At 54.9% G+C, this 23,851-nt stretch carries 23 protein-coding genes and 2 pseudogenes; 13 read left to right on the forward strand and 12 right to left on the reverse strand.

Annotated features, from left to right (window positions below):
* Positions 1-30: 30 nt before the first annotated feature.
* Complete coding sequence (locus ACUTQ5_RS02850; protein ID WP_445649992.1) at positions 31-177, reverse strand: hypothetical protein; 147 nt, start codon at positions 175-177, stop codon at positions 31-33.
* Positions 178-358: 181 nt separating this feature from the next.
* On the opposite strand from ACUTQ5_RS02850, the gene ACUTQ5_RS02855 reads away from it, so the two are divergent.
* The 3 genes from ACUTQ5_RS02855 to dinG are packed head-to-tail and all read left to right on the forward strand — an operon-like array spanning position 359 to position 3,328.
* Positions 359-676, forward strand: coding sequence for a carboxymuconolactone decarboxylase family protein (locus ACUTQ5_RS02855; protein WP_174353484.1), 318 nt, complete (start codon positions 359-361; stop codon positions 674-676).
* Between the two features lie 4 nt (positions 677-680).
* Positions 681-1,115, forward strand: a complete 435-nt coding sequence (locus ACUTQ5_RS02860; RefSeq protein WP_445649993.1) for a tautomerase family protein — start codon at positions 681-683, stop codon at positions 1,113-1,115.
* Between the two features lie 14 nt (positions 1,116-1,129).
* On the forward strand, positions 1,130-3,328 hold the full coding sequence (gene dinG, locus ACUTQ5_RS02865; protein ID WP_445649994.1) for an ATP-dependent DNA helicase DinG: 2,199 nt from the start codon (positions 1,130-1,132) through the stop codon (positions 3,326-3,328).
* Here the strand turns inward: dinG and ACUTQ5_RS02870 are convergent, their stop codons facing one another.
* Positions 3,329-3,763: an Lrp/AsnC family transcriptional regulator gene (locus ACUTQ5_RS02870; protein ID WP_012005895.1), complete on the reverse strand. Its 435-nt coding sequence runs from the start codon at positions 3,761-3,763 to the stop codon at positions 3,329-3,331.
* A 136-nt stretch (positions 3,764-3,899) separates the two neighbouring features.
* Here ACUTQ5_RS02870 and ACUTQ5_RS02875 point away from each other — a divergent pair, with 136 nt between their 5' ends.
* Together ACUTQ5_RS02875 and ACUTQ5_RS02880 are read left to right on the forward strand one after the other, a co-directional pair.
* Positions 3,900-4,814: a DMT family transporter gene (locus ACUTQ5_RS02875; protein ID WP_445649995.1), complete on the forward strand. Its 915-nt coding sequence runs from the start codon at positions 3,900-3,902 to the stop codon at positions 4,812-4,814.
* Between the two features lie 70 nt (positions 4,815-4,884).
* On the forward strand, positions 4,885-5,514 hold the full coding sequence (locus tag ACUTQ5_RS02880; RefSeq protein ID WP_445649996.1) for a LysE family translocator: 630 nt from the start codon (positions 4,885-4,887) through the stop codon (positions 5,512-5,514).
* A 2-nt stretch (positions 5,515-5,516) separates the two neighbouring features.
* Here ACUTQ5_RS02880 and ACUTQ5_RS02885 read toward each other — a convergent pair whose 3' ends face one another.
* Complete coding sequence (locus ACUTQ5_RS02885) at positions 5,517-5,747, reverse strand: MmyB family transcriptional regulator (RefSeq protein WP_445649997.1); 231 nt, start codon at positions 5,745-5,747, stop codon at positions 5,517-5,519.
* A gap of 3 nt (positions 5,748-5,750) precedes the next feature.
* Between ACUTQ5_RS02885 and ACUTQ5_RS02890 the strand changes: the two are divergent.
* From ACUTQ5_RS02890 to ACUTQ5_RS02905, 4 genes and pseudogenes are all read left to right on the forward strand, one after another.
* Positions 5,751-6,373, forward strand: a pseudogene (locus ACUTQ5_RS02890) (MFS transporter); the annotation flags it as partial.
* 64 nt (positions 6,374-6,437) lie between these two features.
* The gene (locus tag ACUTQ5_RS02895) at positions 6,438-7,070 is read left to right on the forward strand and encodes an FMN-binding negative transcriptional regulator (RefSeq protein WP_445649998.1); all 633 of its coding nucleotides are present in this window, start codon (positions 6,438-6,440) and stop codon (positions 7,068-7,070) included.
* A gap of 39 nt (positions 7,071-7,109) precedes the next feature.
* A complete protein-coding gene (gene ybiB, locus ACUTQ5_RS02900; protein WP_445649999.1) occupies positions 7,110-8,069 on the forward strand; it encodes a DNA-binding protein YbiB in 960 nt (319 codons plus the stop codon).
* 49 nt (positions 8,070-8,118) lie between these two features.
* On the forward strand, positions 8,119-9,975 hold the full coding sequence (locus ACUTQ5_RS02905; RefSeq protein ID WP_445650000.1) for a M3 family metallopeptidase: 1,857 nt from the start codon (positions 8,119-8,121) through the stop codon (positions 9,973-9,975).
* A 62-nt stretch (positions 9,976-10,037) separates the two neighbouring features.
* Here the strand turns inward: ACUTQ5_RS02905 and ACUTQ5_RS02910 are convergent.
* Positions 10,038-10,145, reverse strand: a pseudogene (locus ACUTQ5_RS02910) (flavin reductase family protein); the annotation flags it as partial.
* Between the two features lie 146 nt (positions 10,146-10,291).
* On the opposite strand from ACUTQ5_RS02910, the gene rlmF reads away from it, so the two are divergent.
* The 3 genes from rlmF to ACUTQ5_RS02925 all read left to right on the forward strand — a co-directional run bounded on the left by rlmF (position 10,292) and on the right by ACUTQ5_RS02925 (position 16,102).
* The gene (gene rlmF / locus ACUTQ5_RS02915; protein WP_445650001.1) at positions 10,292-11,257 is read left to right on the forward strand and encodes a 23S rRNA (adenine(1618)-N(6))-methyltransferase RlmF; all 966 of its coding nucleotides are present in this window, start codon (positions 10,292-10,294) and stop codon (positions 11,255-11,257) included.
* Between the two features lie 222 nt (positions 11,258-11,479).
* The gene (locus tag ACUTQ5_RS02920) at positions 11,480-14,488 is read left to right on the forward strand and encodes a DUF4214 domain-containing protein (protein WP_445650002.1); all 3,009 of its coding nucleotides are present in this window, start codon (positions 11,480-11,482) and stop codon (positions 14,486-14,488) included.
* Positions 14,489-14,797: 309 nt separating this feature from the next.
* Positions 14,798-16,102, forward strand: a complete 1,305-nt coding sequence (locus ACUTQ5_RS02925; RefSeq protein ID WP_445650003.1) for a methyl-accepting chemotaxis protein — start codon at positions 14,798-14,800, stop codon at positions 16,100-16,102.
* 385 nt (positions 16,103-16,487) lie between these two features.
* On the opposite strand, the gene glnQ is transcribed toward ACUTQ5_RS02925, so the two are convergent.
* The 7 genes from glnQ to rhtA all read right to left on the reverse strand — a co-directional run bounded on the left by glnQ (position 16,488) and on the right by rhtA (position 21,841).
* The gene (gene glnQ, locus ACUTQ5_RS02930) at positions 16,488-17,210 is read right to left on the reverse strand and encodes a glutamine ABC transporter ATP-binding protein GlnQ (RefSeq protein WP_445650004.1); all 723 of its coding nucleotides are present in this window, start codon (positions 17,208-17,210) and stop codon (positions 16,488-16,490) included.
* The gene (gene glnP / locus ACUTQ5_RS02935) at positions 17,207-17,866 is read right to left on the reverse strand and encodes a glutamine ABC transporter permease GlnP (RefSeq protein WP_012005911.1); all 660 of its coding nucleotides are present in this window, start codon (positions 17,864-17,866) and stop codon (positions 17,207-17,209) included. The genes glnQ and glnP overlap by 4 nt, the downstream gene beginning before the upstream one ends.
* A gap of 105 nt (positions 17,867-17,971) precedes the next feature.
* Positions 17,972-18,715 carry a glutamine ABC transporter substrate-binding protein GlnH gene (glnH, locus tag ACUTQ5_RS02940; protein WP_046374121.1) on the reverse strand — a complete coding sequence of 248 codons (744 nt, stop codon included), beginning with the start codon at positions 18,713-18,715 and terminating at the stop codon, positions 17,972-17,974.
* A 349-nt stretch (positions 18,716-19,064) separates the two neighbouring features.
* On the reverse strand, positions 19,065-19,331 hold the full coding sequence (locus ACUTQ5_RS02945) for a DksA/TraR family C4-type zinc finger protein (RefSeq protein ID WP_445650005.1): 267 nt from the start codon (positions 19,329-19,331) through the stop codon (positions 19,065-19,067).
* A 161-nt stretch (positions 19,332-19,492) separates the two neighbouring features.
* The gene (gene dps / locus ACUTQ5_RS02950) at positions 19,493-19,996 is read right to left on the reverse strand and encodes a DNA starvation/stationary phase protection protein Dps (RefSeq protein ID WP_012005914.1); all 504 of its coding nucleotides are present in this window, start codon (positions 19,994-19,996) and stop codon (positions 19,493-19,495) included.
* 344 nt (positions 19,997-20,340) lie between these two features.
* The gene (nanQ, locus tag ACUTQ5_RS02955; RefSeq protein WP_445650006.1) at positions 20,341-20,808 is read right to left on the reverse strand and encodes an N-acetylneuraminate anomerase; all 468 of its coding nucleotides are present in this window, start codon (positions 20,806-20,808) and stop codon (positions 20,341-20,343) included.
* 145 nt (positions 20,809-20,953) lie between these two features.
* The gene (gene rhtA / locus ACUTQ5_RS02960) at positions 20,954-21,841 is read right to left on the reverse strand and encodes a threonine/homoserine exporter RhtA (RefSeq protein ID WP_445650007.1); all 888 of its coding nucleotides are present in this window, start codon (positions 21,839-21,841) and stop codon (positions 20,954-20,956) included.
* Positions 21,842-22,239: 398 nt separating this feature from the next.
* On the opposite strand from rhtA, the gene ompX reads away from it, so the two are divergent.
* Positions 22,240-22,758, forward strand: a complete 519-nt coding sequence (ompX, locus tag ACUTQ5_RS02965; RefSeq protein WP_445650008.1) for an outer membrane protein OmpX — start codon at positions 22,240-22,242, stop codon at positions 22,756-22,758.
* Between the two features lie 104 nt (positions 22,759-22,862).
* On the opposite strand, the gene ACUTQ5_RS02970 is transcribed toward ompX, so the two are convergent.
* Positions 22,863-23,846: a nitrilase family protein gene (locus ACUTQ5_RS02970; protein WP_445650009.1), complete on the reverse strand. Its 984-nt coding sequence runs from the start codon at positions 23,844-23,846 to the stop codon at positions 22,863-22,865.
* Between the last annotated feature and the right edge of the window lie 5 nt (positions 23,847-23,851).

A 23,851-nucleotide genomic window follows, 5' to 3' on the forward strand; every position in this document is an offset into this window, starting at 1 on the left:
TATTCGATTGAAAGACGCTTATCATCAGTTTCACTGTGCCGCCCGTTTTGTTTGCAGCGCAGGTTTTTTACCGCAGTTATGTGATCTATTTATGACAAAATATTCATTTCCATGTTGAACGATTAAAAAAGTTGCGGAAAGAGTGAATTTCTTCTCTGGATGGCTGTCGGCTGTCATCGATACACCTCCGGGTATTGTGAGAAATCATGCGTGAGATTTATACATAGCGTCGCCTCGAGCGCCGTCCTCTGGAGCTAACCATCCTGTTTTTCTGAATCTTTAGTGTTAAAAATCCCGATTTTCGCCTGCTGTGTTTGCGGGTAGCGTGGGGCTATCGGTAAATCGACAGGAAAAAATGATGCAACCTTCCCAACAGGCCGGCCAGCAGGCGTTCGGCGACATAGCCCCCAAACTGGCGCAGCTCAGTGACAGCGTATTATTTGACGACGTCTGGCAGCGGCCGATACTCACCCCGCGTGAGCGCAGCCTGATCACCGTGGCAGCGCTGGTAGCGCTTAACCGCGTGGAGCAATTGCCGTTTCATCTGCAACTGGCCCAGCGCAATGGCGTGAACGTCGAACAGCTTGCCGAGTTGATCACTCATCTGGCGTTCTATGCCGGCTGGCCTGCGGCCGCTTGTGCCGTAACGCGCTTGCGCGAACTGAAACAGGAGTAGCCTCATGCCATTTAGCCGCATTGCTTTGCATCAGGGGAAATCTGCGCAATATCTGAAAACCCTGTCAGACAGCCTGCATCAGGCGCTGGTAGAAACCTTCAGCGTACCGCCGGCCGATAAATTCCAGGCCATCGATCAATATCGCCCGGGAGAGCTGATTTACGATCGTGACTATCTGGGCGGCCCGCGTTCGGCGGATTTTGTGCTGTTTTACATTACCGCTGGTCGTCCGCGCGATACCCTGACCAAACAGCGTTTTTATCAGCGGTTGGCGGAGCTGCTGACGGAAAATCTGCGGTTGCGGCCGCAAGATGTGATGGTGGTGATTACCACAACTCAGTTGGACGAGTGGTCGTTCAGTGCGGGTCGCGCCTCAATGATCGAAGGCCAGGCTGACGCGGCCGACGGTCTGTGGGACAATAGCGCCATCATTTCGTAGAGATATAGAGTTGAATGGCGCTCTCCCCCGCAGTTAAAGATCAGATTGGCCAGTGGTACAAAGCCCTGCAGCAGCAAATACCGGATTTTATTTCCCGTGCACCGCAACGGCAGATGATCGCCGAAGTGGCAAAAACGCTGGCCGGTGATTACCCACGCCACCTGGCGATTGAGGCACCGACCGGCGTGGGGAAAACCTTGTCGTACCTGATCCCGGGGATCGCCGTTGGCCGCGCCGAAAGCAAGCCGTTGGTGGTCAGCACCGCCAACGTGGCGCTGCAGGATCAGATCTACAGCAAAGATTTACCCCTGCTGAAGAAGCTCATTCCCGATCTGAAATTTACCGGTGCTTTTGGCCGCGGGCGCTATGTTTGTCCGCGTAACCTGGCGGCGCTCTGCACTGACGTCAGCGAGCAGGGTGACCTGATGCTGTTTCTGGGCGACGAACTGGCACCTTCTAGCGGTGAAGAACAGGCGCTGTGCCAAAAGCTGAGCAAGGCGCTTGGCCGCCATGAGTGGGACGGGCTGCGCGACCATTATCAACTGTCGATTGACGATCCGCTGTGGATCAAGCTGAGCACCGATAAAGCCAACTGCCTGGGCCGTAACTGCCATTACATTCGTGAATGCCCGTTTTATATCGCCCGTAAAGAGATTGAAACCGCCGACGTGGTGGTGGCTAACCATGCGTTGGTGATGGCGGCGCTGGAAACCGAGTCGGTGTTGCCGAACCCGAAAGAGTTGTTGCTGGTGCTGGACGAAGGACATCATCTGCCGGAAGTCGCGCGTGACGCGCTGGAGATAGAAGGCGAAATCACCGCCTTGTCGACCAATTTGCAGTTGGACATGATCGTGCGCCAGGTTGAGCAGTGCATGACGCAATACCGGCCGAAAAGTCCGCCGGGGTTGGCGAATGGCGAACGTTTGAAGAACCACTGCGAAGAACTGCGCGAACTGATCCAAATCTTCGAGCATCAGGTCAGCGCCTATCTGCCGACCGATACGGTCATCGCCGAACATCGATTTGAAATGGGGGAACTGCCGTCGGAGATGGTAGAAACCTGCGCACGATTATTCAAGCTGACCGACGCCTTGCGTGGGGTGGCGGAGTTTATCGTCAATGACCTCAGCGAACAGACCGGCAAGCACGACATTGTGCGGCTGCACCGTTCCATCATTCAGATGAGCCGTACCCTGGGCTATCTGGAGGCGATGAGCAAGCTGTGGCGGCTGGCCGCGCTGGATAAATCTTCCAATGCACCGATCTCCAAATGGGTCACGCGGGATCTGCGCGATAACGTGACCCACCTGTACCTGCACTGTGTGGGCATTCGCGTCAGCGATCAGCTGGAAAAACTGCTGTGGCGCAAGGTGCCGCACGTGGTGATCACCTCGGCGACGCTGCGTTCGCTGAACAGCTTTGCACGCCTGCAGGAAATGAGTGGGTTGAGTGAAACGGCCGGCGATCGCTTTGAAACCCTGTCTTCACCCTTCAATCATGTGGAACAGGGCAAAATTGTTATTCCGAATATGCGCTTTGAGCCGGCGATGGCCAATGAAGCTGAACATTTGGAAGAGATGGCGCGCTTTTTCCGTGCCGAGCAGGCCACTGGCAAGCACAAGGGAATGCTGATTCTGTTCAGCAGCCACCGGGCGATGCAGACCTTCCTTAGCTATGTGACCGACCTGCGCCTGATGCTGCTGGTACAGGGCGATCAGCCGCGCTATCGGCTGGTGGAAGAACACCGTAAACGGATCGAAAAGGGCACGGCTAGCGTGTTAATCGGCTTGCAGTCGTTTGCCGAAGGGCTGGATCTGAAAGGTGAGCTGCTGACGCAGGTCCATATTCACAAAATCGCCTTCCCGCCGATCGACAGCCCGGTGATCCTGACCGAGGGTGAATGGCTTAAATCGCTGAAGCGTTATCCGTTTGAGGTACAAAGCCTGCCGAGCGCTTCGTTCAATTTGATCCAGCAAGTGGGGCGACTGATCCGCAGTAATGAATGCCACGGCGAGATCGTGATTTACGATCGTCGCCTGCTGACCAAAAGCTATGGTTCGCGCTTGCTGGCGTCACTACCGGTATTTCCTATTGAACAGCGGGAAGTGCCGGAAGCCGACAAGGCGCACCTGGCTGCGGTCAAGTCTGCCGCTGCGGCGGAGAAAAAAGACAAAAAGCGCAAGAACCCATTCGCCCGCCGGCGTACGCGTTAATCAAAGCAGCGGGGGCAGGCGGCGCTTCACCGGCGTAGTTTTGACGATGGAAGTGTTGCTCTGCGCGCGCTCGGCCAGCCGATCGAGGATCTGGTCGAGTTGCTCCATCGAGTGCGCCACCAGCCGCACGATAAAACAGTCCTCGCCGGTCACCTTGTCACACTCAATCACCTCCGGGATATCCTGGATCAGCTGTTCGACCTTCTTGAGCATGCCTGGCAGCGGCTTGATGCGCACCAGCGACTGAAAAGCGTAGCCCAACGCCTGTAAATTGACGTTCAGAGTGTAACCCTGGATCACGCCATTTTCTTCCAGCCGCCGCAGGCGTTCTGAAGTACTGGGTGAAGACAACCCGGCTCTGGCACTGAGCGTTTTCAATGACACTCGTGCGTCCTCGGCCAGCAGGGTCAGGATTTGGCGATCGATATCATCCATAAAATCTCCATTAGGTTAATTAAGCTTTACTCCTTTAATAAAAAGGTAGTTAAGCATTTTTGCCTTTTTTATGCCATGGAAACCGGCGCGAGAAAGTCGCAAGCTAAGCGTATTGAGTTATTCTGAGGAAACAACCATGAATACAGAGATAAAACGCGGCTCGCTGGAGATGATTGCCGCGATGCTGATTTCCGGCACCATTGGTTGGTTTGTGCTGATGTCCGGCCAATCGGTAGTGAACGTGGTGTTCTGGCGCTGTGCGGTGGGGGCGCTGGTATTGCTGGCAATTTGTGGGGCGCTGGGCCAATTACGGCGTGGCAGTTTAACCCGCACCACACTGTTGGTGGCAATTGCCGGCGGTATTGCACTGGTGGTCAACTGGCTGTTGCTGTTTGCCGCTTATTCCTATGCGTCGATCTCCATCGCTACGGCGGTCTACAACACCCAACCCTTTATGCTGGTGGCGCTGGGGGCGTTGTTTCTGGGTGAGAAGCTGACTGCCCGCAAGCTGTTATGGCTGGTGCTGGCGTTTATCGGCATGATGCTGGTGGTGTTGGCGCAGCCGAAGCAGGCGGGCGGACAGAACAACTACCTGATCGGTATTCTGCTGGCGTTAGGGGCGGCGTTTTTCTATGCCCTGATGGCGCTGGCCGCCAAACGACTAAAAGGAACGCCGCCGCATCTGATTGCGTTGATTCAAGTGACCGTCGGCGTAGTGATGCTGCTGCCGCTGGTGGATTTCCATGCACCGACCAATGCGGGGCAATGGGGCATACTGCTGACCCTCGGGGTATTGCACACCGGCTTCATGTACGTGTTGTTGTATGGCGCGATCCAAAAGTTGCCGACCAACCTGATCGGCTCGCTGTCGTTTATTTATCCGATTGCCGCCATGCTGGTGGACCGGTTGGCGTTTGGGCATCGGTTGGTGGCGCTGCAGTTTGCCGGTGCAGCCCTCATCCTGCTGGCAGCCGCAGGCATGAACCTGCTGGGTGAGGGCCGCGTGCGGCTAACGGCTGCGCCAGGCGGCAAGCAGGCACCTGAACAGTGATAGTGCTGGCAAACGGCTGCGGCAGAGCTATGATAAAGCCTGTTTCCCGCTACGCGGTACCAGGTGATTTATGGTTGATGCTTCCACACTTTTGTTGTTTTCCGGTGCCTGTCTGGCGCTGACGGTTACCCCCGGTCCGGATATGCTGCTGATTGCTTCGCGCAGTGTCAGTCAGGGGCGTCGCGCGGGTTTCGCGTCGCTGGCAGGGATCCAGCTCGGCACCTATTGCCACGCTTTGGCGGCAGCGTTAGGTTTGTCACAACTGTTCGTCGCGGTGCCGCTGGCCTATGACGGGGTGCGTATATTAGGGGCGGCCTATTTGCTGTATCTGGCCTGGAAGACGCTACGAACCGGCAGCAGTTTGCAGGCTTCCTCCGGGTTAGCGGCGGTACCTGTCATGCGGATTTTTCGGCAGGGGTTGTTTACCAATATCCTCAATCCCAAAATGGCGCTGTTCGTTCTGGCATTGTTCCCGCAGTTTATCGATCCGCAGGCCGGTTCGTTGGTGGTGCAGATGCTGTTACTGGCGACGGTGCTGAATCTGGTGGGACTGCTGATTAACGGCGGGGTGATTATGGCGGTCAGCAGTATGAAAAGCCGTTTTGTCGGCCGTCGCTTCAGTGCGCGTTGGCCGAATTACCTGCTGAGTGGTGTGTTTGCCGGGCTGGCCTGCAAGCTGATTTTTGACAGCCGTAAATAGCTTCACGACTGTAACAACGCTTCAAACGCCGCGCTGGCCGGGCCTTGTGCCAGCGCGCTGTACATCACCAGGCGTAAATGATTCTCCTCATCGACAATGAACGACGCATGTTCAAAAGTCACCTGGCCGACCCCCGGCACCTTGAAAGTACGCTGCCCCTGGCAACGACCATGAATATCATGCTGCTGCCACAGTTGGCGGAACTGCGGCGACACTTGTTCCAGTGCCTGCACCCGTTGCTGCTGGTTCTGCTGCTGGAAGGACCGTCGCGTGGCTGGCCCTGGTGGGTGTTGCCTACGTTGGCGCTGAGTATAGCGGTGCTGTGGGTCTTTATCCGCTGGGAAAGACGGTTGGCGCAGCGTGGAGGTGACGTGGTACTCGATCCGGCGTTGTTGCGGCAGGGGAGCTTTTCCCTGGGCGTGGCGGTGGTGCTGGTGATTTACTCGACCGCCTCTTCGTTCTTTCTGTGTTTTGTCCTGCTGTTGCTGGCGGGCATTGGCCTGACGCCGTTTCAGGCCGGTAGCCTGTTTGCTCCCGCCAGCGTGGCTTTTATGCTGGCCTCGTTGTTGGCACCGACGCTGGTACAGCGCTGGGGAAATGGCGTGCTGGCGCTTGGCGTGGTGATTTATGCCACCGGGATGGCATTGCTGGTGGCGCAGGTGCTGTGGAGCACGGCGTTGCTTCAGCCAATGTGGCTGTTGCCGGGGCTGGTAATCCTGGGCTTTGGTCAGGCACTGAGTATGACGCCGCTGCTTAATCTGGTTCTCGGATTGGCAAAAGAACAACAGGCGGGGGGATGGCCGTTGCACTGGTGCTGCTGAGGTGGATCATCCAACAACAGCGCAAAGTGGATCTTTAGTAAAGCTGTGGCGGGTGTTATTGATATTCATCTTATCCGATAACGCTGAAGGACGCTTAACGCCATGTACCAACCCGCCTCATTTCGCGATGACCGCCTGGAAAGTCAAATTGCTCTGGTACGTGCCCACCCGCTGGGCATGTTAATCAGCCACGGTGAACAGGGACTGGTAGCGGATCCGCTGCCGTTTTTGATTGATGTCGACCAGCAGGGCAACATTGTGTTGCGGGCGCACCTGTCCCGCGCCAACCCCCATTGGTCCTTGCTGCAGACCGTGCAGGAGTGCCTGGTGGTGTTTCAGGGGCGGGAGGGCTATATCTCGCCGGGCTGGTATGAAACCAAGCGTCAAACCGGCAAAGCGGTACCTAGCTGGAATTACAGCGTGGTGCAACTGCGCGGTGTGCCGCGGGTAACGGAGGACGCGGGCTGGTTGCGACAACAGCTGGACGGGTTGACAGCGTTGCAGGAAGGCCGCCAGCCGGAACCCTGGCATATCGACGATGCTCCGGCCAATTATATCGCTGCGCAGATCAGGGGCATTGTCGGAATCGAGATCGTCGTGACTCACCGTGAAGGCAAATGGAAGATGAGCCAGAACCGCAACGCCGAAGATGTTGAGGGGGTGATCACCGCGCTGCGTGTCGGTGATGTCGACCAGCAACAACTGGCAGATGAGGTTGAGCGGCGGCGTGGATAAGGTATGCTGACTCCAGACTGAATCAGGGGAAAGCAGAGCATGGATTACACCAAAATTATTAAAGAGATCGGCCGTGGCAAGAACCATGCGCGCGATCTGGATCGGGAAACCGCCTTTCAGCTCTATCAAAAGATGCTGACCGATGAAGTTGGCGAATTGGAACTGGGCGGCATCCTGATTGCCATGCGTATTAAGGGCGAAGCCGAAGAGGAAATGATCGGCTTTTATCAGGCGATGCAACAGCAGGTGATCCGCCTGCAGGCACCGTCTGGGCGACCGATGCCGGTGGTGTTGCCGAGCTATAACGGTGCGCGCAAACAGGCGAACCTGACGCCGCTGCTGGCGCTGTTGCTCCAACGCGTCGGTTTGCCAGTGGTGGTACATGGCGTGCTCGATGACAGCACCCGCGTCACCAGCGCCGAAACCTTCCAGGCGTTGGGCCTGCCCTGGTCGCAAGATGCTGCTCATGCTCAGCAGCGTCTGGATGCGGGAGATGTGGTGTTTATCCCGGTTTCCACCTTGTCTGCCCCACTGGAGCGTCAACTTGGCCTGCGCTGGCGCATGGGGGTGCGTAACAGCGCCCATACCCTGGCCAAACTGGCAACGCCGTTTGCCGAGCAGGATGTACTGCGTATTGCTAGCGTGTCGCACCCGGAATATGTCGGTCGTGTGGCCTCGTTTTTCCGCCAAATCGGCGCTCGCGGGTTACTGATGCACGGTACCGAAGGCGAGGCCTATGCCAACCCGCAGCGATGCCCTCAAATCCATTACATGGTTAACGGCGAGCAGCAGGTGCTGCTGGAACGACCGGCGCAGGATGAAATTCCCGAGCTGCCGGCGGCAAAAGATGCCGAGACCACCGCACGCTGGACCGAAGGTTGCCTGGCGGGTGAGGTGGCGATCCCGCTGGCGCTCCAACGGCAAATTGCCTGCTGCCTGCTGGCCGCTGGAGAGGTAGAGACCCTGGAACAGGGACTGGAACGTTTACGCAGCGCGTAAATCCCTTGGCTATACTGGAACACTTCGCTATTCGGCTGAAAGGATGGTTATGCAACAGGCTCTCGATTACTTCAATCAATTGAATCAGGACTACCTTGAGGTTCACCGCACCAAAGAAGATCTGTTCTGGCACAACTACATGGGTACCGGTGGCGACGATGTTTCCGCCCGTTTTTCGGCGGCGGAAAGCGCCTATAAACGCTTTATCGCAGAACCGCGCCGATTGGCGGAAATTCGTCAGTTGTTGGCTGGGCTGGAAGTTCTGCCGCAGGACGCACAGCGCGACGCGCTGCAACATGGGTTGAACGGCTGGCTGCGTTTCTTTGACTGTAACGCCATTGAAGATGCCGAGGCCCAGACGCTGCTGGATCAGATAATCAGTGCCGAGGCGGACCTGTATACCCGGCGCAAGGCCAACCCGGTCAGCCATCTGAATGCCGCCGGGCAGCGGGTGAACGCCTCGCTCGGTGAGCTGCTGACCAACCAGGCCACCAATGAAAATGAAGACTACCGCCGCAGTTCGCAGAATGCGCTGCGTGAGCTGGAGCAGTGGCTGTTGCACAACGGTTTGCCGGAGCTGATTAGCCTGCGTAACCGCTTTGCACGCCAGATGGGTTTTCGCAACTATTTCGACTACAAGGTCAACAAAACCGAGCGCATGACGCCGGAGCAGTTGTTCACCATTCTGGACCGCTTCGAACAGCAAACCCGTGAAGCCAATTCACGCAGCCTGCAGCAGTTGGCGGCGCAAAAGGGCGAGCAGGCGCTGGAGCCCTGGAACATCCGTTTTGCCAGCGCCGGTGACGTGACCCGACAACTGGATCCTTACTTCCCGTTTGCCCAGTCGTTGGGGCGTTGGATCAACAGCTTCAAACGACTGCACATCGGTTTTCGTGGTGCGCAGATGGATCTCGATCTGTTGGTGCGGCAGGGCAAGTATGAAAACGGCTTTATGCACGGCCCGGTACCGCCGTTTATCCAGCAAGGGAAATGGCTGCCAGCGCGGATTAACTTCACCAGTCTGGCACAGCCGGATCAGGTGGGCAGTGGCGCTCATGGGCTGAATACGCTGTTCCACGAGGGCGGCCATGCCGCGCACTTTGCCAATATCTGCCAGAACGCGCCCTGTTTCTCGCAGGAGTTCCCGCCGACCTCAATGGCCTATGCGGAAACCCAGTCGATGTTCTGTGACAGCCTGTTGGACGACGCCGATTGGCTGAAACGCTATGCGAAAAACGCCGCCGGTGAGCCGGTGCCGGACGCGTTGATTGAGGCCAGTATTGCGGCACGCCAGCCGATGCGTGCGTTCAACGAACGTCATATTCTGCTAGTGCCTTACTTTGAATGGGCGCTGTATCAGTGGGATGAGCAACAGCTGACACCAGAGGCGATTACTGCACTGGCACGCGAGGTTGAGCACAAAATTCTGGGCATCAGTGGCAGCCCGCGTCCGACGCTGGCGATCCCGCATTTGTTGTCGTTGGAGTCGGCCTGTTCCTATCAGGGGTATCTGCTGGCGCTGATGGCGGTCGAACAGACGCGTCATTTCTTCCTGCAGCGTGACGGTTATCTTACCGATAACCCGGCGATTGGCCCGGATCTGGCACATCACTACTGGCTACCGGGTAACGGTGTCAGCCATGATGAGACACTACGCAGCCTGACCGGCGAAGGCTTTAACCCGGACTATCTGGCGCGGGCTTGTAACCAGACGGTGGCGCAGGCCTGGCAAGACGCACAGCAGACCATAGCCACGGCTGCCGCTCGGCCGCAACCGGCGGCAGACTTCGATCTGGCGGCGCATATCCGCGTGGTGGATGGTGAGCAGGTGCTGGCGGATAACGCCGACGGCGATGAAAAGATGTGCCGTGACTTCGCCGAAGCGATTAACGCGCGCCTGGCCTGAAGCCGCTGAAAAAACCGCCGAGTATTTATATCGGCGGTTTATTTATCCGAACTCGTGATCGCTCAGCGATTTTGCGCATCCGGGCGGGTCATGTCGAAACGGTGCTGTTCCGAGATGCCGTAGTAGGCGCTCGGGCCACCGGCACGCAGAATAGGTTCGGCGGCGGGTTCAGAGTAATAACGGGACTTACTGCTCATAGGTGGCCTGAGATAGGAAAACAGAGCTAATATTTTGACGTGTTTCCCACCGCCTGCAAGTTTGCCGTCGCTTTATGGTATCTTAAGCGCCAGAAATACCTTTAAGAGAGCCCGTCACGGTGGAAAAAAAGAAAAGCTTCCCGCAGCAGAAAAGCGGGCTGCACCCGCGTAACCGTCATCGCTCACGCTATGACTTTCCGGCGCTGATCGCCAGCTGCCCTTTGCTTGCGCCGTTCGTCAAGCCGAACGCCTGGGGCGATATCTCGGTAGATTTTGCCGATCCGGCGGCGGTTAAAATGCTCAACCGTGCGTTGCTGCAACATTTCTATGGTATCGAGCACTGGGATATTCCCGCCGATTACCTGTGCCCGCCAATCCCGGGGCGCGCCGATTACCTGCACCATCTGGCCGACCTGCTGGCGAGCAGCAACGACGGTGAGATCCCGCGCGGCAAAGGCGTGGCGATCCTCGATGTGGGCGTTGGTGCCAACTGCATTTATCCGATCGTTGGTTTGCGCGAATACGGCTGGCGTTTTACCGGTTCTGAGATTGACCCGGTATCGCTCAATTCGGCCAAAATGATCGTCGAAATGAACCCGACGCTGAGAAACAGCGTGCGCCTGCGCCTGCAAAAACAACCGGAGTTGATCTTTAACGGCATCATCGGTGTGGCTGAGAAGTTTGACGCCACGCTGTGCAACCCGCCATTCCACGGCTCTGAGCAGGAAGCGCAGGCCAGCACCCGTCGTAAACTGCACAAGCTGGGCAAGGGTGAAGTGGCCGACAAGCCGGTACAGAACTTTGGCGGCAAAAATAACGAACTTTGGTGTGAAGGCGGCGAAGAAGCCTTCGTGCGTAAAATGGTCGAAGAAAGCGTCAGCAAGGCGCAGAACTGTCTGTGGTTCACCTCGCTGATTTCCAAACACACCACCTTGCCGTCGATTTATCACGCGGCGAAGTTGGCCGGGGTGGCGGAAGTGCGCACCATCGAGATGGCGCAGGGGCAAAAGATCAGCCGTTTTGTTGCCTGGACATTCCATGACGCCGAGCAGCAGGCCGCCTGGGCGGCAGAACGCTGGCGCTAATTTCGGAGTTTGCACAGATTTTTGCCGGTATGGGAGGCAACTCCCATACCGGCTTCAGGCTTAATGCCCTTTCTTGACATATCCTATTAAGGTTCCTTAACTGTAGCCATACCAATAATAGCTATCCCAGCAGTGTGCATCGTCTCTCTCTCCCTGCAGCAGGAGACAGGTTGCGGCACTGATGTGCCGTATCTTTCATTCGACACATTAGTGGGAGTTATTATGATTCCTTTATCTACTCAACAAGAAGTCGGCGCTCTGATCATCGGGATTTTTGGACGTCTGCCGACGGTTTCTGAAATTGACTATTACGACAGTCAGTTTGATATCAGCAGTCAGCCACCGGCTTATATGGCCAGTATTTTAATGAGTCAGCCTGATGCCGACTGGATGAACGGCCAGAGCGAATACGATATTCTCACCTCAGTGTACCTTTCGGTTTATAACGCCTACCCCGATCCGGATTATATCAACGAGCTGCTTATGCAGGGCCATTTCAATAGCGCGATCGCCAGTGTGGTCATCAGCCTTTTCAATTATCTGGGGGACGATCCGGTTATCCTCGCGCAGCGTGACGCATTGGATCAAAGGATTGCCGAGGGGCTGTTCCCGTCCGTTGCCGATGATGCTGTCGGAGGGGCCGGTGATGCGATAGCCATGTTTTACCTACTGAAAGCCTCTTGGCTGGCTGACGAAATCAATTCATATGGCCGCCAGCTTAATCAGGGGGGCGATCTGGGCGTTCTGGCACAGGAAAAAATAGAGACGTTGCCAATCAATAATCTTTCGGACAGCGACTTTATTTTGCAGTTGTTCGAACAGGGTTTCGAGCGTCCGCCAACGGCGGCTGAACTGACCGATTATCAACATCGACTGGCGGAAGGGGCGACGCGTGGCGATCTGCTGGTTGCCATGATTGAGCAATTACGTGGCGAAGTGGCACCGGAAGATCAAGCTGCGCAGCAGCATTTCAATGATGCAGGCTATCAATACCCATCGGGGGAGCTGCCTGCCACGGTTTATTTGGAACAAGTGGCAGCGCTGTTTCGCGCTATTCCTGAACGGAGTATTGATGCCGCTTCACTGGATACCTGGAGCAAAACCCTGGCCTCCGGCACCCTGAGTTATCCTGAGTTGGTCGCTGCCCTGTTGGCAACCCCCGAGTTTCAGGGGCAGATCGGTGATTTGCAGGGGGATGCTTTTATTCAATACGTGTATCAGGCCGTTCATGGCAGAGCCGCGGATGAGCAACAACTGGCGCATTATCGGGCATTGGGCGACGACAAGGGATTGATTACGCAGGCGGTCGTTGAGGATCTGCTGACTAACGACGTCACTGGCGGAGTGACTCAGAGTGAGCAATGGGCGTTTGCCCGTGAGATTGGCCAAAGCCTGGCCTATAAAACCACGGCTTCGCTTGGCACCAGCGAAGAGGGTGGAAATGCTTACGGGACGGTAAACACCCATGTCGGGCACTCGCTGAGCAATGCGGAAACTGCTGTCCTGTTCCGGGTTTTCCTCAATGCAGATAGGGATGTCTCTGTGGATCTGAGCTATGCCTCCCAGCTTTCCTATTTGACTATCAATGGGGAGGGGGCTGCGGCCATTCAGTTGCACCATAACCCGAACGTTAAATATGGCGTGGCGGTGACCGTCAATAACGCCAACGTCACTCTCGACGGTACCTACGGTAGCGATCAGGTACAGTTAACGGCGTTGGCCGATGTGGCTGCCGCCAGCGGGAATTTTAATCTCAGTGAGGGCAATGACAGCCTGTTATGGGCCGGGAATGCTACCGGGGGGGCCAATCATGTCGGTTGGGCGCTGCTAGCCGACGGTGGTGCGGGCATGGACATCCTGTCGGCTAATCTGATCGTCAAACTCACTTCTACACTCGATCTCTGGGGAATGCGCGTCAGCACGGTGAGCAGCAACGCTGCCAACTTCAACCATTTTGAACAACTCGATCTGGCCGGTTATATCGGCCAGGCTGAAGCGACACTGAATAAGATCGGTTGGAGTGGGATTAAGACAGAAAAACTGCTGACTGAAGCGCATGTTTTTGATTACGGCGTACTAAATGGCCATGCGACGGTGGAGGGCATCCTGGGGGGTTATGTCGTCCAGGATCGGGCTGCGAACGATCTGGGTAGCGGGGGGCTGTTGCTTTCCGGTCGGGCGGATAACGTCAAAGTGATTAACGCCAATGCGGATGCTGCACGGCTTGAAATAAGCAGCGTGGGCGATCAGGCCGACAGCCGGCTCGAAATCGATTTTCTGGCGAATGCCACTCACCGCGTCGATCTGTTATTTTCCGGCAGCGGAAACGCCGGGTCTTTGGCGCTGGGTTCTCACGGCAGTGAAAATCCGCTGGAGCTGATTGCCATCAATGCCGCGGGTTGGGGGCGCAGTGCACTGACGTTGACCGGTAGCAATGACCAGGTGCACGACATTGTACTTTCGGGGCAAGCGAACTTTAACCTGACGCTGGAGGAGGGATACCACAATGTGGGGTTGATTGACGCTTCAGCCTTTGCCGGTAACGCGTTCACCCTGAATTCGGCCCATGGCGGCAGCGGAAACGGTACGCTGATCCAGATGCTGGACTTACTGCCGCTTAGTGGTGGCAGCCAGGCCAAATTGGATCCGTTATTGGCAGAATTGGGACTGGTGGGTGAGCAACTGTTTGTCAAAGGTGGGGGCGGCAATGACCAGTTCAACATCACGGGAGATACCACGTTAATCGCAGGTGCTGGGCACAATAGCGTAACCTTGCAATCAAGTACTGCGGCTTCCGGCGTCACCTTCAAGGGTTTTTCACTGCAACAGGACAGCATTACTGACGTTTTGTCTGGCGTGCGCTTATCCCATGATGCCGGAGGTCGTTCATTAGCAGATTACGGCACCAGCGATGGCCAAAATATCGAAGCCCGGATTGGTATGCTGGGGGATGAACAGATGGGGAGTGCCAGCCAACTGCTGGCGGCACTGCTGGATCTGGGCAAACCGGGGGCTCTCAGCGCCAAGGTGGGGGTGAGCAGCGTATTGGCTGATCAAAACAGCAGTTATATTATTATCGACAATAACGACGATCACCGGCTGGATGCTGCTGACAGCGTGATCTTGCTGTTGGGCCAGGATCACCAGATGCTGCTTAGTGAGCTGCGCTATATCCCGCCGGAGGTCACGATCACCGCTACGGCAGCGACGGAGGAATTATTGGTCGCCTGAATTTTGGTTGTCGCATTAATGTCCATTGGCGCCGGTTATTTAACCGGTGCCAATAATACTTTGCGTTTTTCTTTCAATTTCTTCAAGTTGCGTTATTCTCAATATGGTTATCACTAATAAAAATTCTGATTTATTTAAAAAATAATAGTCACTTTGCTAAATTGATATATTTATCCCGGTTAGCGTTATCTGTCTAGAGAATAAGGGCTGCCCGTTTCTCTGGTTGATGCGCGCCTGCGTGTGGGCGCGGCGTGCAGAAAAATAAAAATATGTGTTCGCTAAATCATCTGCCAGAAGGATTTTTACCCTATGCTGTTACGATTCAGTCAGTTAAATACCCACAGCCGTGAGGAATTGAACGCGATAGAAAATGCCATTGTCATGATTGTATTTAAGCCCGATGGCACCGTGCTGCGCGCCAATGATTTATTTCTGCAAACTATGGGATTCCAACGCCAGGAAGTGGTCGGCCAACATCACCGTATTTTTTGCGAGCCGAAATATGCGCAGAGTGTGACCTACCGCCAGCACTGGGATAGGTTAAATCAGGGCAAATCGATTACCGATAATATCAAGCGCATTCGCAAAGATGGGGAAGTGGTATGGCTACAGGGGACCTACACTCCGGTATTGAACAGGCAGGGGCGGGTGATGGAGATCGTCAAGATCGCCAGCGTGGTGACCGAACGCATTACCCAGGCGCAGGAACATCAGAGTTTATTGGCAGCGTTAAATCGATCCATGGCGATGATCACTTTCAACGCACAGGGAAAGATCCTTGACGCTAATGACAATATGTTGAATTTGATGGGTTATCGGCTGGAGGAGGCGTGCGGGCAGTCGCATGCGGTGCTCTGCACGCCAGAATTTGCCGCCTCTGACGATTACCGCCAACACTGGCAGCGTTTGGCACGCGGCGAGTTTATTACCGGACGTTTCGAACGTGTGAACCGACGCGGTGATCGAGTTTGGCTGGAGGCCAGCTATAACCCGATCCTTGACGAGGAAGGACGGTTGGTGAAGGTAGTAAAAATCGCTCAGGACATTACCCGGTTGATGATCCAGCAGCAGCACGAGGAAGAGATGGTTCGCAACGCGCATCACCTTTCTCTGGATACCGACAGAACCGCTGCGCAAGGAGCGGCGATCGTGCAGCAGGCGGTGGCGGGCATGCAGCAGGTGGAAACGGCTGCGCGCGATACTTCTGCCGTGGTCAGCGAATTGGGCAATGGGTCACAGCAAATTGGCACCATGGTGGAGGCGATCCGCAAAATTGCCTCGCAAACCAATTTGCTGGCAATCAATGCTTCTATTGAGGCCGCCCATGCGGGGGAGCACGGGCGCGGTTTTGCCGTGGTCGCCAACGAAGTGCGCACCCTGGCGGAGCAGTCCCGCCTGGCGGCGACGGAAATCGAACGGATTACCAAAGCGATTCAACAGGGCGTGGCGGCAGCGATTGCCGGAATGGCGGTCTGCGTGGAGCAAGCGGGCGGTGGCGTTGCCCTGACGCAGGACGCCGGTGAGGTGATCAATCAGGTGAATGTGGGCATGCAGGATGTGGTGAAACTGATGCAGACATTTGCCTCGGTAAAGCAGCCAGAAGCGCTGCACTGAGGCCGCAGGCGCTAATCCCGATGGCCAGGGTTAGCGCCATTTTCTCTCAACTCATTTTGCTGCCGGGGGGGCTGGGCCAGGAGCATAAGAAAGCTGCCTGTCTTAGGTGGCCGATCAGCGCGGATTGCGCCATCGCCAATGGGGAAACTGTGCAGGCGAGCAGCAGCAGTAACAAGGGAAACCAGCGTTCTCGCAGATGAGAACCTAACCGGGAGCATGCGGTTGCGGGCATTTAGCCTCTTTTGGGGCTCTGTAAATCGGCGGATTAAAGAAAAATGTTAATAAAAACAATAAATAAAGTAGAAAATGATGCGAGGCGGGGAGTGGGAACGCGTGCTAAATAGAAACGGCGGCGCTGAGTGCGTCCGCCGTTGAACAGGATAAATCAGGAAACGTGCTGCAGGAACTCTTTCAAACGTGGGCTTGGCGGGTTGTTGATCAACTCGTGAGGGTTGCCATCTTCCGCAATCCGTCCCTTATCAATAAAGATCAGCCGTGACGCCACTTTTTCGGCAAAGCCGACTTCGTGGGTGACGATCACCATGGTCATACCTTCTTCCGCCAGATCCTGCATTACCTTCAGCACTTCATGGCGCAGTTCCGGGTCAAGCGCCGAGGTAGGCTCATCGAACAGCATCATTTTCGGCTTCACTGCCAACGCGCGGGCAATAGCCACGCGCTGCTGCTGGCCACCAGAAAGCTCTGAAGGATAGTGGTGAGCACGCTCCGCCAGGCCAACTTTGGCCAGCAGGTCACGAGCCAGCTTTTCCGCATCCGACTTTTTCAGCCCACGTACGCGAATAGGGCCAAAGGCGACGTTTTCCAATGCGGTCAGATGTGGGAACAGATAAAACTGTTGGAACACCATACCGGCTTCTTGACGGATCACCCGATCGTCAACCTTGGGATCGTTAGCTTTCAGACCGTCGACGATCAGATCGCCGCTAGTGATCTCTTCGAGCTTGTTGATACAGCGCAGCAGCGTAGATTTGCCGGAGCCGGAAGGCCCGATAATCACCACCACTTCACCCTGGTTAATTTTCAGGTCGATGTTATGCAGCACCTGGGTTTGCCCAAAGTGCTTGGAGACGTTTTTAAATTCAATCACAGGATTTTCATCCTTCTTTCCAGACGACGCAGCACGAAGCTCAGCACCAGGGTAATAATCAGATAAATAACTGCCACGGCGCTCCAGATTTCCAGCGCGCGGAAGTTACCGGCAATAATCTCCTGGCCCTGACGGGTCAGTTCCGCCACGCCGATCACGATAAACAGCGAGGTGTCTTTAATGCTGATGATCCACTGGTTACCCAGCGGCGGCAGCATGCGGCGCAGCGCCAGCGGCATAATGACATAACGGATGGTCTCACGGCGTGACAGGCCCAATGCCAGGCCGGCCTCGCGGAAGCCGCTATGAATCGACAGCACGGCACCACGGGTAATTTCCGCAATATAGGCCCCGGAGTTGATCATAATGGTGACTACCGCCGCACTGAAAGGATCGATGCGTAAATCGCTGAACGCCATCGGCAGGGCGAAGTAGATAAACATCACCTGCACCACGATTGGCGTACCGCGGATAACTTCAATGAATACCAGAGCCACGTGGTTGGCAATCCAACCGCCGTAGGTACGGGCAAAGCCGGCAACCAGGCCAATGATCAGGCCGCCAATCAGACCGAGGACCGAAATCCACAGGGTCATTTTGGCGCCTTCTAACAGGATGGGGATGGCGGGCCAGATGGCGCTCCAGTCGAACTGCATGGTGTTTTCTCCCGGTGTTCCCAAAGGTGGGAATCAGATACAACAAAGCGCAGGGGCTAAGACACCACCCCTGTGCTCAAGTGAATCAGTGGCTGACTTCATCCGTTATTTAGGTTCGGTACCGAACCATTTTTTGTAGATTTCGTTATAGGTGCCGTTGTCGCGCAGCGTTTTCAGCGCGCCATTGACCTTTACGCGCAGCTCGTCACTGCCTTTCGGGAAGGCGATGCCGTATTGCTGAGCTTCCAGAGAATCACCGACGGTTTTGAATTTGCCTGCACCGGCCGTTTTGATGAAGTACAGGATGTTTGGCGTGTCGTGCAGTACTGCGTCGGCGCGCTTGGTGCCCAGTTCCATGTAGGCGTTATCGATGTTCGGGAACTGACGCAGGTCTTTGGTTTTGATGTGTTGTTTGGCGTAATCAACGGAACCGGTGCCGCTCTTCACTGCCACCACTTTACCGTTCAGATCGTCAATGCCCTTGATGCTGTTGTCGTTGGCATTCACCATCACCAGCAGGCCGCTTTTGTAGTAGCCGTCGGAGAATTCGATGGCTTTTTTACGTTCTTCGGTAATGGTGATACCGGCTAGCGCCAGATCGATATTTTTGGTTTGCAGTGCCGGAATGATGCCGCTGAAGTCCATTGGCTTCAGGGTGTAATCCAGTTTCAGTTCTTTGGCGATGGCGGCCCACAGGTCAATATCGAAGCCAACGTATTTATCGCCTTGTTTGAACTCAAAAGGCACGAATGCGGTGTCGGTGGCGACAACCAGTTTGTCTGCTGCGTGGGAGCTTACGGCAAAGGCCAGCGAAAGGGCGGCCAGGGAGACTTTAAAAATTGACTTCATGAGAGGAATTTCCTGTACAGGTTGCGGATTACCCATTTTTTATATTGCAGTTGGTGCCATGAAAAAATCGTGCCATGTTTTCAACTGCTATAAAAACAAAGAGTTATGCTGTGATGTTGTGCTTGAAGATCGAATTATTATTTTTTTGCACCAAATTGAGGCCCCAAAATGGTGCTTATTGTCGCCTGTTGGTGCAGGGGTCTATCATTAACCAAATAATGGCGCTGAAACAACCGATAGTTAACCATTTCGCTTCAATACTGATACCTAAATCTAACTTTTGTGCCGCGAGGCTGTTGCATTTGGTGCAGGAGTGTTCAGTTTAGGCGGATGCCGGGCATCTATCAGCTCAACGCAATTGGCTGTCTTTGCTGCCGCGGCGGTTATATAAGCTGCTCGCCGCCTGTTTTTTATCCAGCCCGGTTTGGCAGGCCAGACAATAGCGCACGCCTTTTAGCGCTTGCCGGCGGGCTAAAGGAATTTCTTCTCCGCATTCCTGGCAATAATGTTCGCTTTCACCCCGGCCCAGCGCCTGTCTGGCACGCTGTACGGCGTCATCTACGGTGGAGTCGATTTGATCCTGCACGGCGCCTTCCGCCGCCCATCCGCTTGCCATAGTCACCTCACTTTTGTGATGCTGCCCATTGCCTGTTTTATCTACTATGGGCGGTTTTTTGAGCAATTCAAGCTGCGTAAAAAGAAAAGCAGGCCGCGGGCGAAAGCCCGCAGCCCTGCCGAGTCCCGCGATGCGGGCCGTTTTTATCGGTACTATCGGTTTTATTCGATGTTGGACTCGATAAACCACAGGAACTTGTCCAGATCGCGGGATGCGGCGGTGAACATATCCGCGGTATCTTCATCCGCCACTTCAGTGATGGCCTTGCGAATGTCATTGGCCACGGCACCGTAACGATCGGCCAGCGCTTTCAGATGTTCCTGCACGCTGTGGATATTGGTCGGATAGCTTTTCAGCGGGGTCTTGTCGTTCACAACCTGCACGGTGCCCAAGGCAACGCCGCCCAACTGTACGATGCGTTCAGCAAAAGTATCCTGATGATCGATGATGGCCGTACGGAACCCGTCCAGCATTTCATGAACGGCAATAAAGTTGGCGCCGCGCATGTTCCAGTGGGCCTGTTTGGTGATCAGTGACAGGTCGATAAACTGGATAACCTGGCGGTTCAGCGCCTTGATGGCGTCCAGCTTGGTTTTTTCGTCCATGTCATTGCGGGTGTAAAGCAGTTCAGAAGATTTCGTTTTCACCAGTTTAGCGGTACTCATATCAGATCTCCTCTTGTTGTGGCGTAGCCCTATTTTGGTACGGGAGTAATTATAGTAATGATATGAATTTTTTTAGGTCGAAAATGGCTATCGGATAAATAGGGAGTAACGAATTGAAAGTGAGGAATAATAAGGGTGGCTTAACGTTTGTAAATTTTTTTATTTAAAATTTTGTTTTTATTGATTTTTTTATATTTATTGCGTGTTTAATAATTTAAAAACGCAATTTATCACTCTGTTTGCTTGTATTTTATTCAGATGAATCTGTTTTTAAAATTTAAACCCCATCATTGCAGTTATCAATAGAGCGGCGAGAAAACCGGCCATCTCGACCGGCTCGCCGGTCACTGCAACAGGGTGTAATGCATTTTAACCACCGCTTTTTTGATCAGCATCGGTGCACTCAACTGGCATCCGACCTGATGTGGTTCATGAGGGAAAAATATGGCATACATGCCGGGGAACATCGTCAGCGTCTGGCGATGACGGATGATGTCCAACAGTTGCAGATCGCGGACCTCGTCATAGGGCAATTCGCTTTGCCAGTCACCCAGCATGCCGTAATCAATACGTTCTTCGCCGCTGATCAACAGATGTATTTCGGCATATTCCTGATGCAGCTTTGCGCGCCGGGTTTCCGTCGGTCCGGTGGTTAGCATCATCACGTCCATAAAAATCTTTTCACCGTCAATCTCATGCCGCCCCAGTGCCAGCTCGGGCAGATCGTATTGACGAAGGGCGGTGAGGGTTTCATTCAGTATCGGTGACAGCCCACGGCCGTAGCGTGGGTTAAACAGAGTGTTATAGATCACTTTAATTCTCCATGTGTTGAACCCTGCCGGGTTCGGTTCCATAAAACGTGGGGGATATTGCGCGGAAAAGTATGCCTGTTTGCCAGTGTGAAAACAGTTAACCCGCTTGCATTCCGCTTTTGGCAAATGCAGGCGAAGCCGATCTTCAGGACAGTTTTTCGATTTGTGGTTTTGGCCTGATGGTCAGAGTGGCGCCCATGGAGGCTGCGATGATCGCTGCCAGTGCCAGCCATTGCACCGTTGTCAGATGTTCATTAAGGAACAACATGCCGGACAGCGCCGCCAGTGCCGGCTCCAGGCTCATTAGGGTGCCGAAGGTACGCGCCGGAATTTTCGGCAGTGCGATAATTTCCAGGGAATAGGGTAGCGCCGTAGACAAAATGGCTACTGCCAGTGCAATGGGCAGGATGTCGATGTTCAGCAGCGCGCTGCCGGTTTGCCAGGCACCAATCGGGCAGAACACCACGGCGGCGATCAGCGAACCGACCGCTACGGTGCCGGGGCCGTGGTCACCACCTGCTTTTTGCCCGCAGATAATATAGACCGCCCAGCAGGCACCGGCACCCAACGCACAGGCCGCACCCACGGGATCGATACTGCCCATGTCATGACCCAGTGGCAACAGGAACCATAATCCGGCAATCGCCAATGCGACCCATAGAAAGTCAATCGGGCGGCGTGACGAGAACATGGCGACCGCCAGTGGCCCGGTGAATTCCAGGGCGACGGCGATGCCCAGCGGCAGGGTGCGCAAAGAAAGATAGAACAGGTAATTCATCGCGCCCAGCGTCAGGCCGTAGATAAATAGTGGCAGACGGCTGCCGGCGGCGAAACGCATGCGCCATGGGCGGAAGATAATAAACAGGATCAGCGTGCCGATACTCAGGCGCAGCGTGGTGATGCCTTCAGCGCCGACCAGCGGGAACAGGCTTTTGGCCAGTGAGGCGCCGGTTTGAATCGACACCATGGCAATAATTAGCAAACAGACAGGCACCAGCGTGGAAGACGCTTTAGCGGTTGCAGACGAGGACATCCTTAAGAGCCTTTTATGGGGTTCCCACTACCTGGGAAGACCGTCGAAATTCGGATGATGGCAGTGTAAATGAAATGAGGTAAATGTGTCTGAGAAAAGCGTTCGCAACGGAGAAAAACGTCAGATTTAGCATGGCCGGCTGGGTTTTATGTTCAAAAAGTGCGCTTTTTTTAAGAATCATCTGGATTTTAAATAGGTGATTATTGTCACAGAAACGCGTAGAATACGGTTCGAAAATAGAGCGAAAAGAAGAAGATACACTGTTCTTGAAATCTAATGTTACACGATATAAAGCATTAGACACTCATTTTAAGGCAGAGTTTCACGCTAATTTTTGTTATATTTTCAATGCATGAACAAATGGATTTACTTAAAAATATAACGCGTTTGAGGTGGTTATGAAAAAAATTGCATGTCTTTCCGCAGTAGCAGCCTGTGTATTAGCAGTAACCGCAGGTACCGCATTCGCTGGCCAGAGCACCGTATCCGCAGGCTATGCGCAGGGTGATCTCCAAGGCGTTGCCAACAAAGCCGACGGTTTCAACCTGAAGTACCGTTACGAGTTCGACAACAACCCACTGGGTGTGATCGGTTCCTTTACCCACGTGGAAAAGAACGCTTCTGAGAACGGTTACTACGGTAAATCTCAGTACAACTCTATCACTGCCGGTCCAGCTTACCGCTTCAACGACTGGGCAAGCATCTACGGTGTGATCGGTGTTGGCTACGGCAAAAACATCGACAATGCTCAGAACGGTACCGACCGTAACGGCAACAGCGACTACGGCTTCACCTACGGTGCTGGCCTGCAGTTCAACCCAATCCAGGACGTAGCTCTGGATGTGGGTTACGAGCAGAGCCGTATCCGCAGCGTTGACGTTGGCATCTGGAGCGTTGGCGTAGGCTACCGTTTCTAAGATTTCTCCACGCCTACGGGTGTGAGCGTGTGGCGCAGTTGGCCGCATCAGATAAAAATCCGCCCTCGGGCGGATTTTTTTTGCCTGTCATTCGGCGCGGGTGACTACTTGCCCAGTTTTTGCACCGGCTCTGACGAAAAGCGTGCGCTGCGGGCATCCCGCTCGTAGCCCTGTGGCTGGGTAAGAATACCGTACAGCGCGGGCCGACGGCCGTGGATCCAGCGGCGCCCGGTACTGAGCGGGATCAGCGACAGATTCAGTTCGGCTGTGACCATCCGATTCTCCGCCGCCCAGGTTTCCGCCAAAATACGGCCATAGGGGTCGAGGATCATCGCATTGCCGGTGCGAACTTCGTCGTCATCGCAGCCCACACCATTGCTGAACAGAACAAACAGGCCATTGTCATGAGCGCGAGCCGGTAACCAGCGCAGTAGCCAGCCGCGACCATGCTCGCCCCGAAACACTGCTTCTATCGCCGCCGGATTTGTCTGCCGTTGTTGCCAGACTTCCAACGGGATTGGCTTCATACCGTGCGGGCTGCGGGAATGGGTGCCGCCCGTTTGATGTGGGGCCAGCAGGACTTCTGCCCCCAGCAAAGCGGTCGCCCGCACGTTCTCCACCAGGTTATTGTCCCAGCAGATCAATACTCCCATCCTGACTCCCCATGGAGTGTCGAATACGGTAAAACTGTCGCCGCTGGCTATCGCCGGGTGTTCAAAAGCGTGGAGTTTTCGGTGGACGTGAAGCTTGCCATCGGGCAGGCAAACCGCGTAGGCATTGTAATATTTACCGTCTTCGCCCTGTTCGATAAGCCCGACACCGATCGCCATGTTATAGCGCTCCGCCAACGGACGAATACGCGCCAGCGAAGGGCTGGTGGTAATCGGCTCCGCCAATGCGCCAATTTCGCCGGCGCTGAGGTGTCGCACGTGCCAATAGCCGGTAATGCACATTTCCGGGAAGGTCAGCACCTGGATTTTTTCGGCGGCGGCGCGAGCGATAAAGCCCTCGATCACCGACAGGTTGTAATTTTTATCGTTGGCGCGATGCTGGAATTGCACCGTCGCGGCGCGCAGAGAGTTTGTCATGGGAT

Source organism: Serratia sp. NA_112.1, assembly GCF_052691715.1.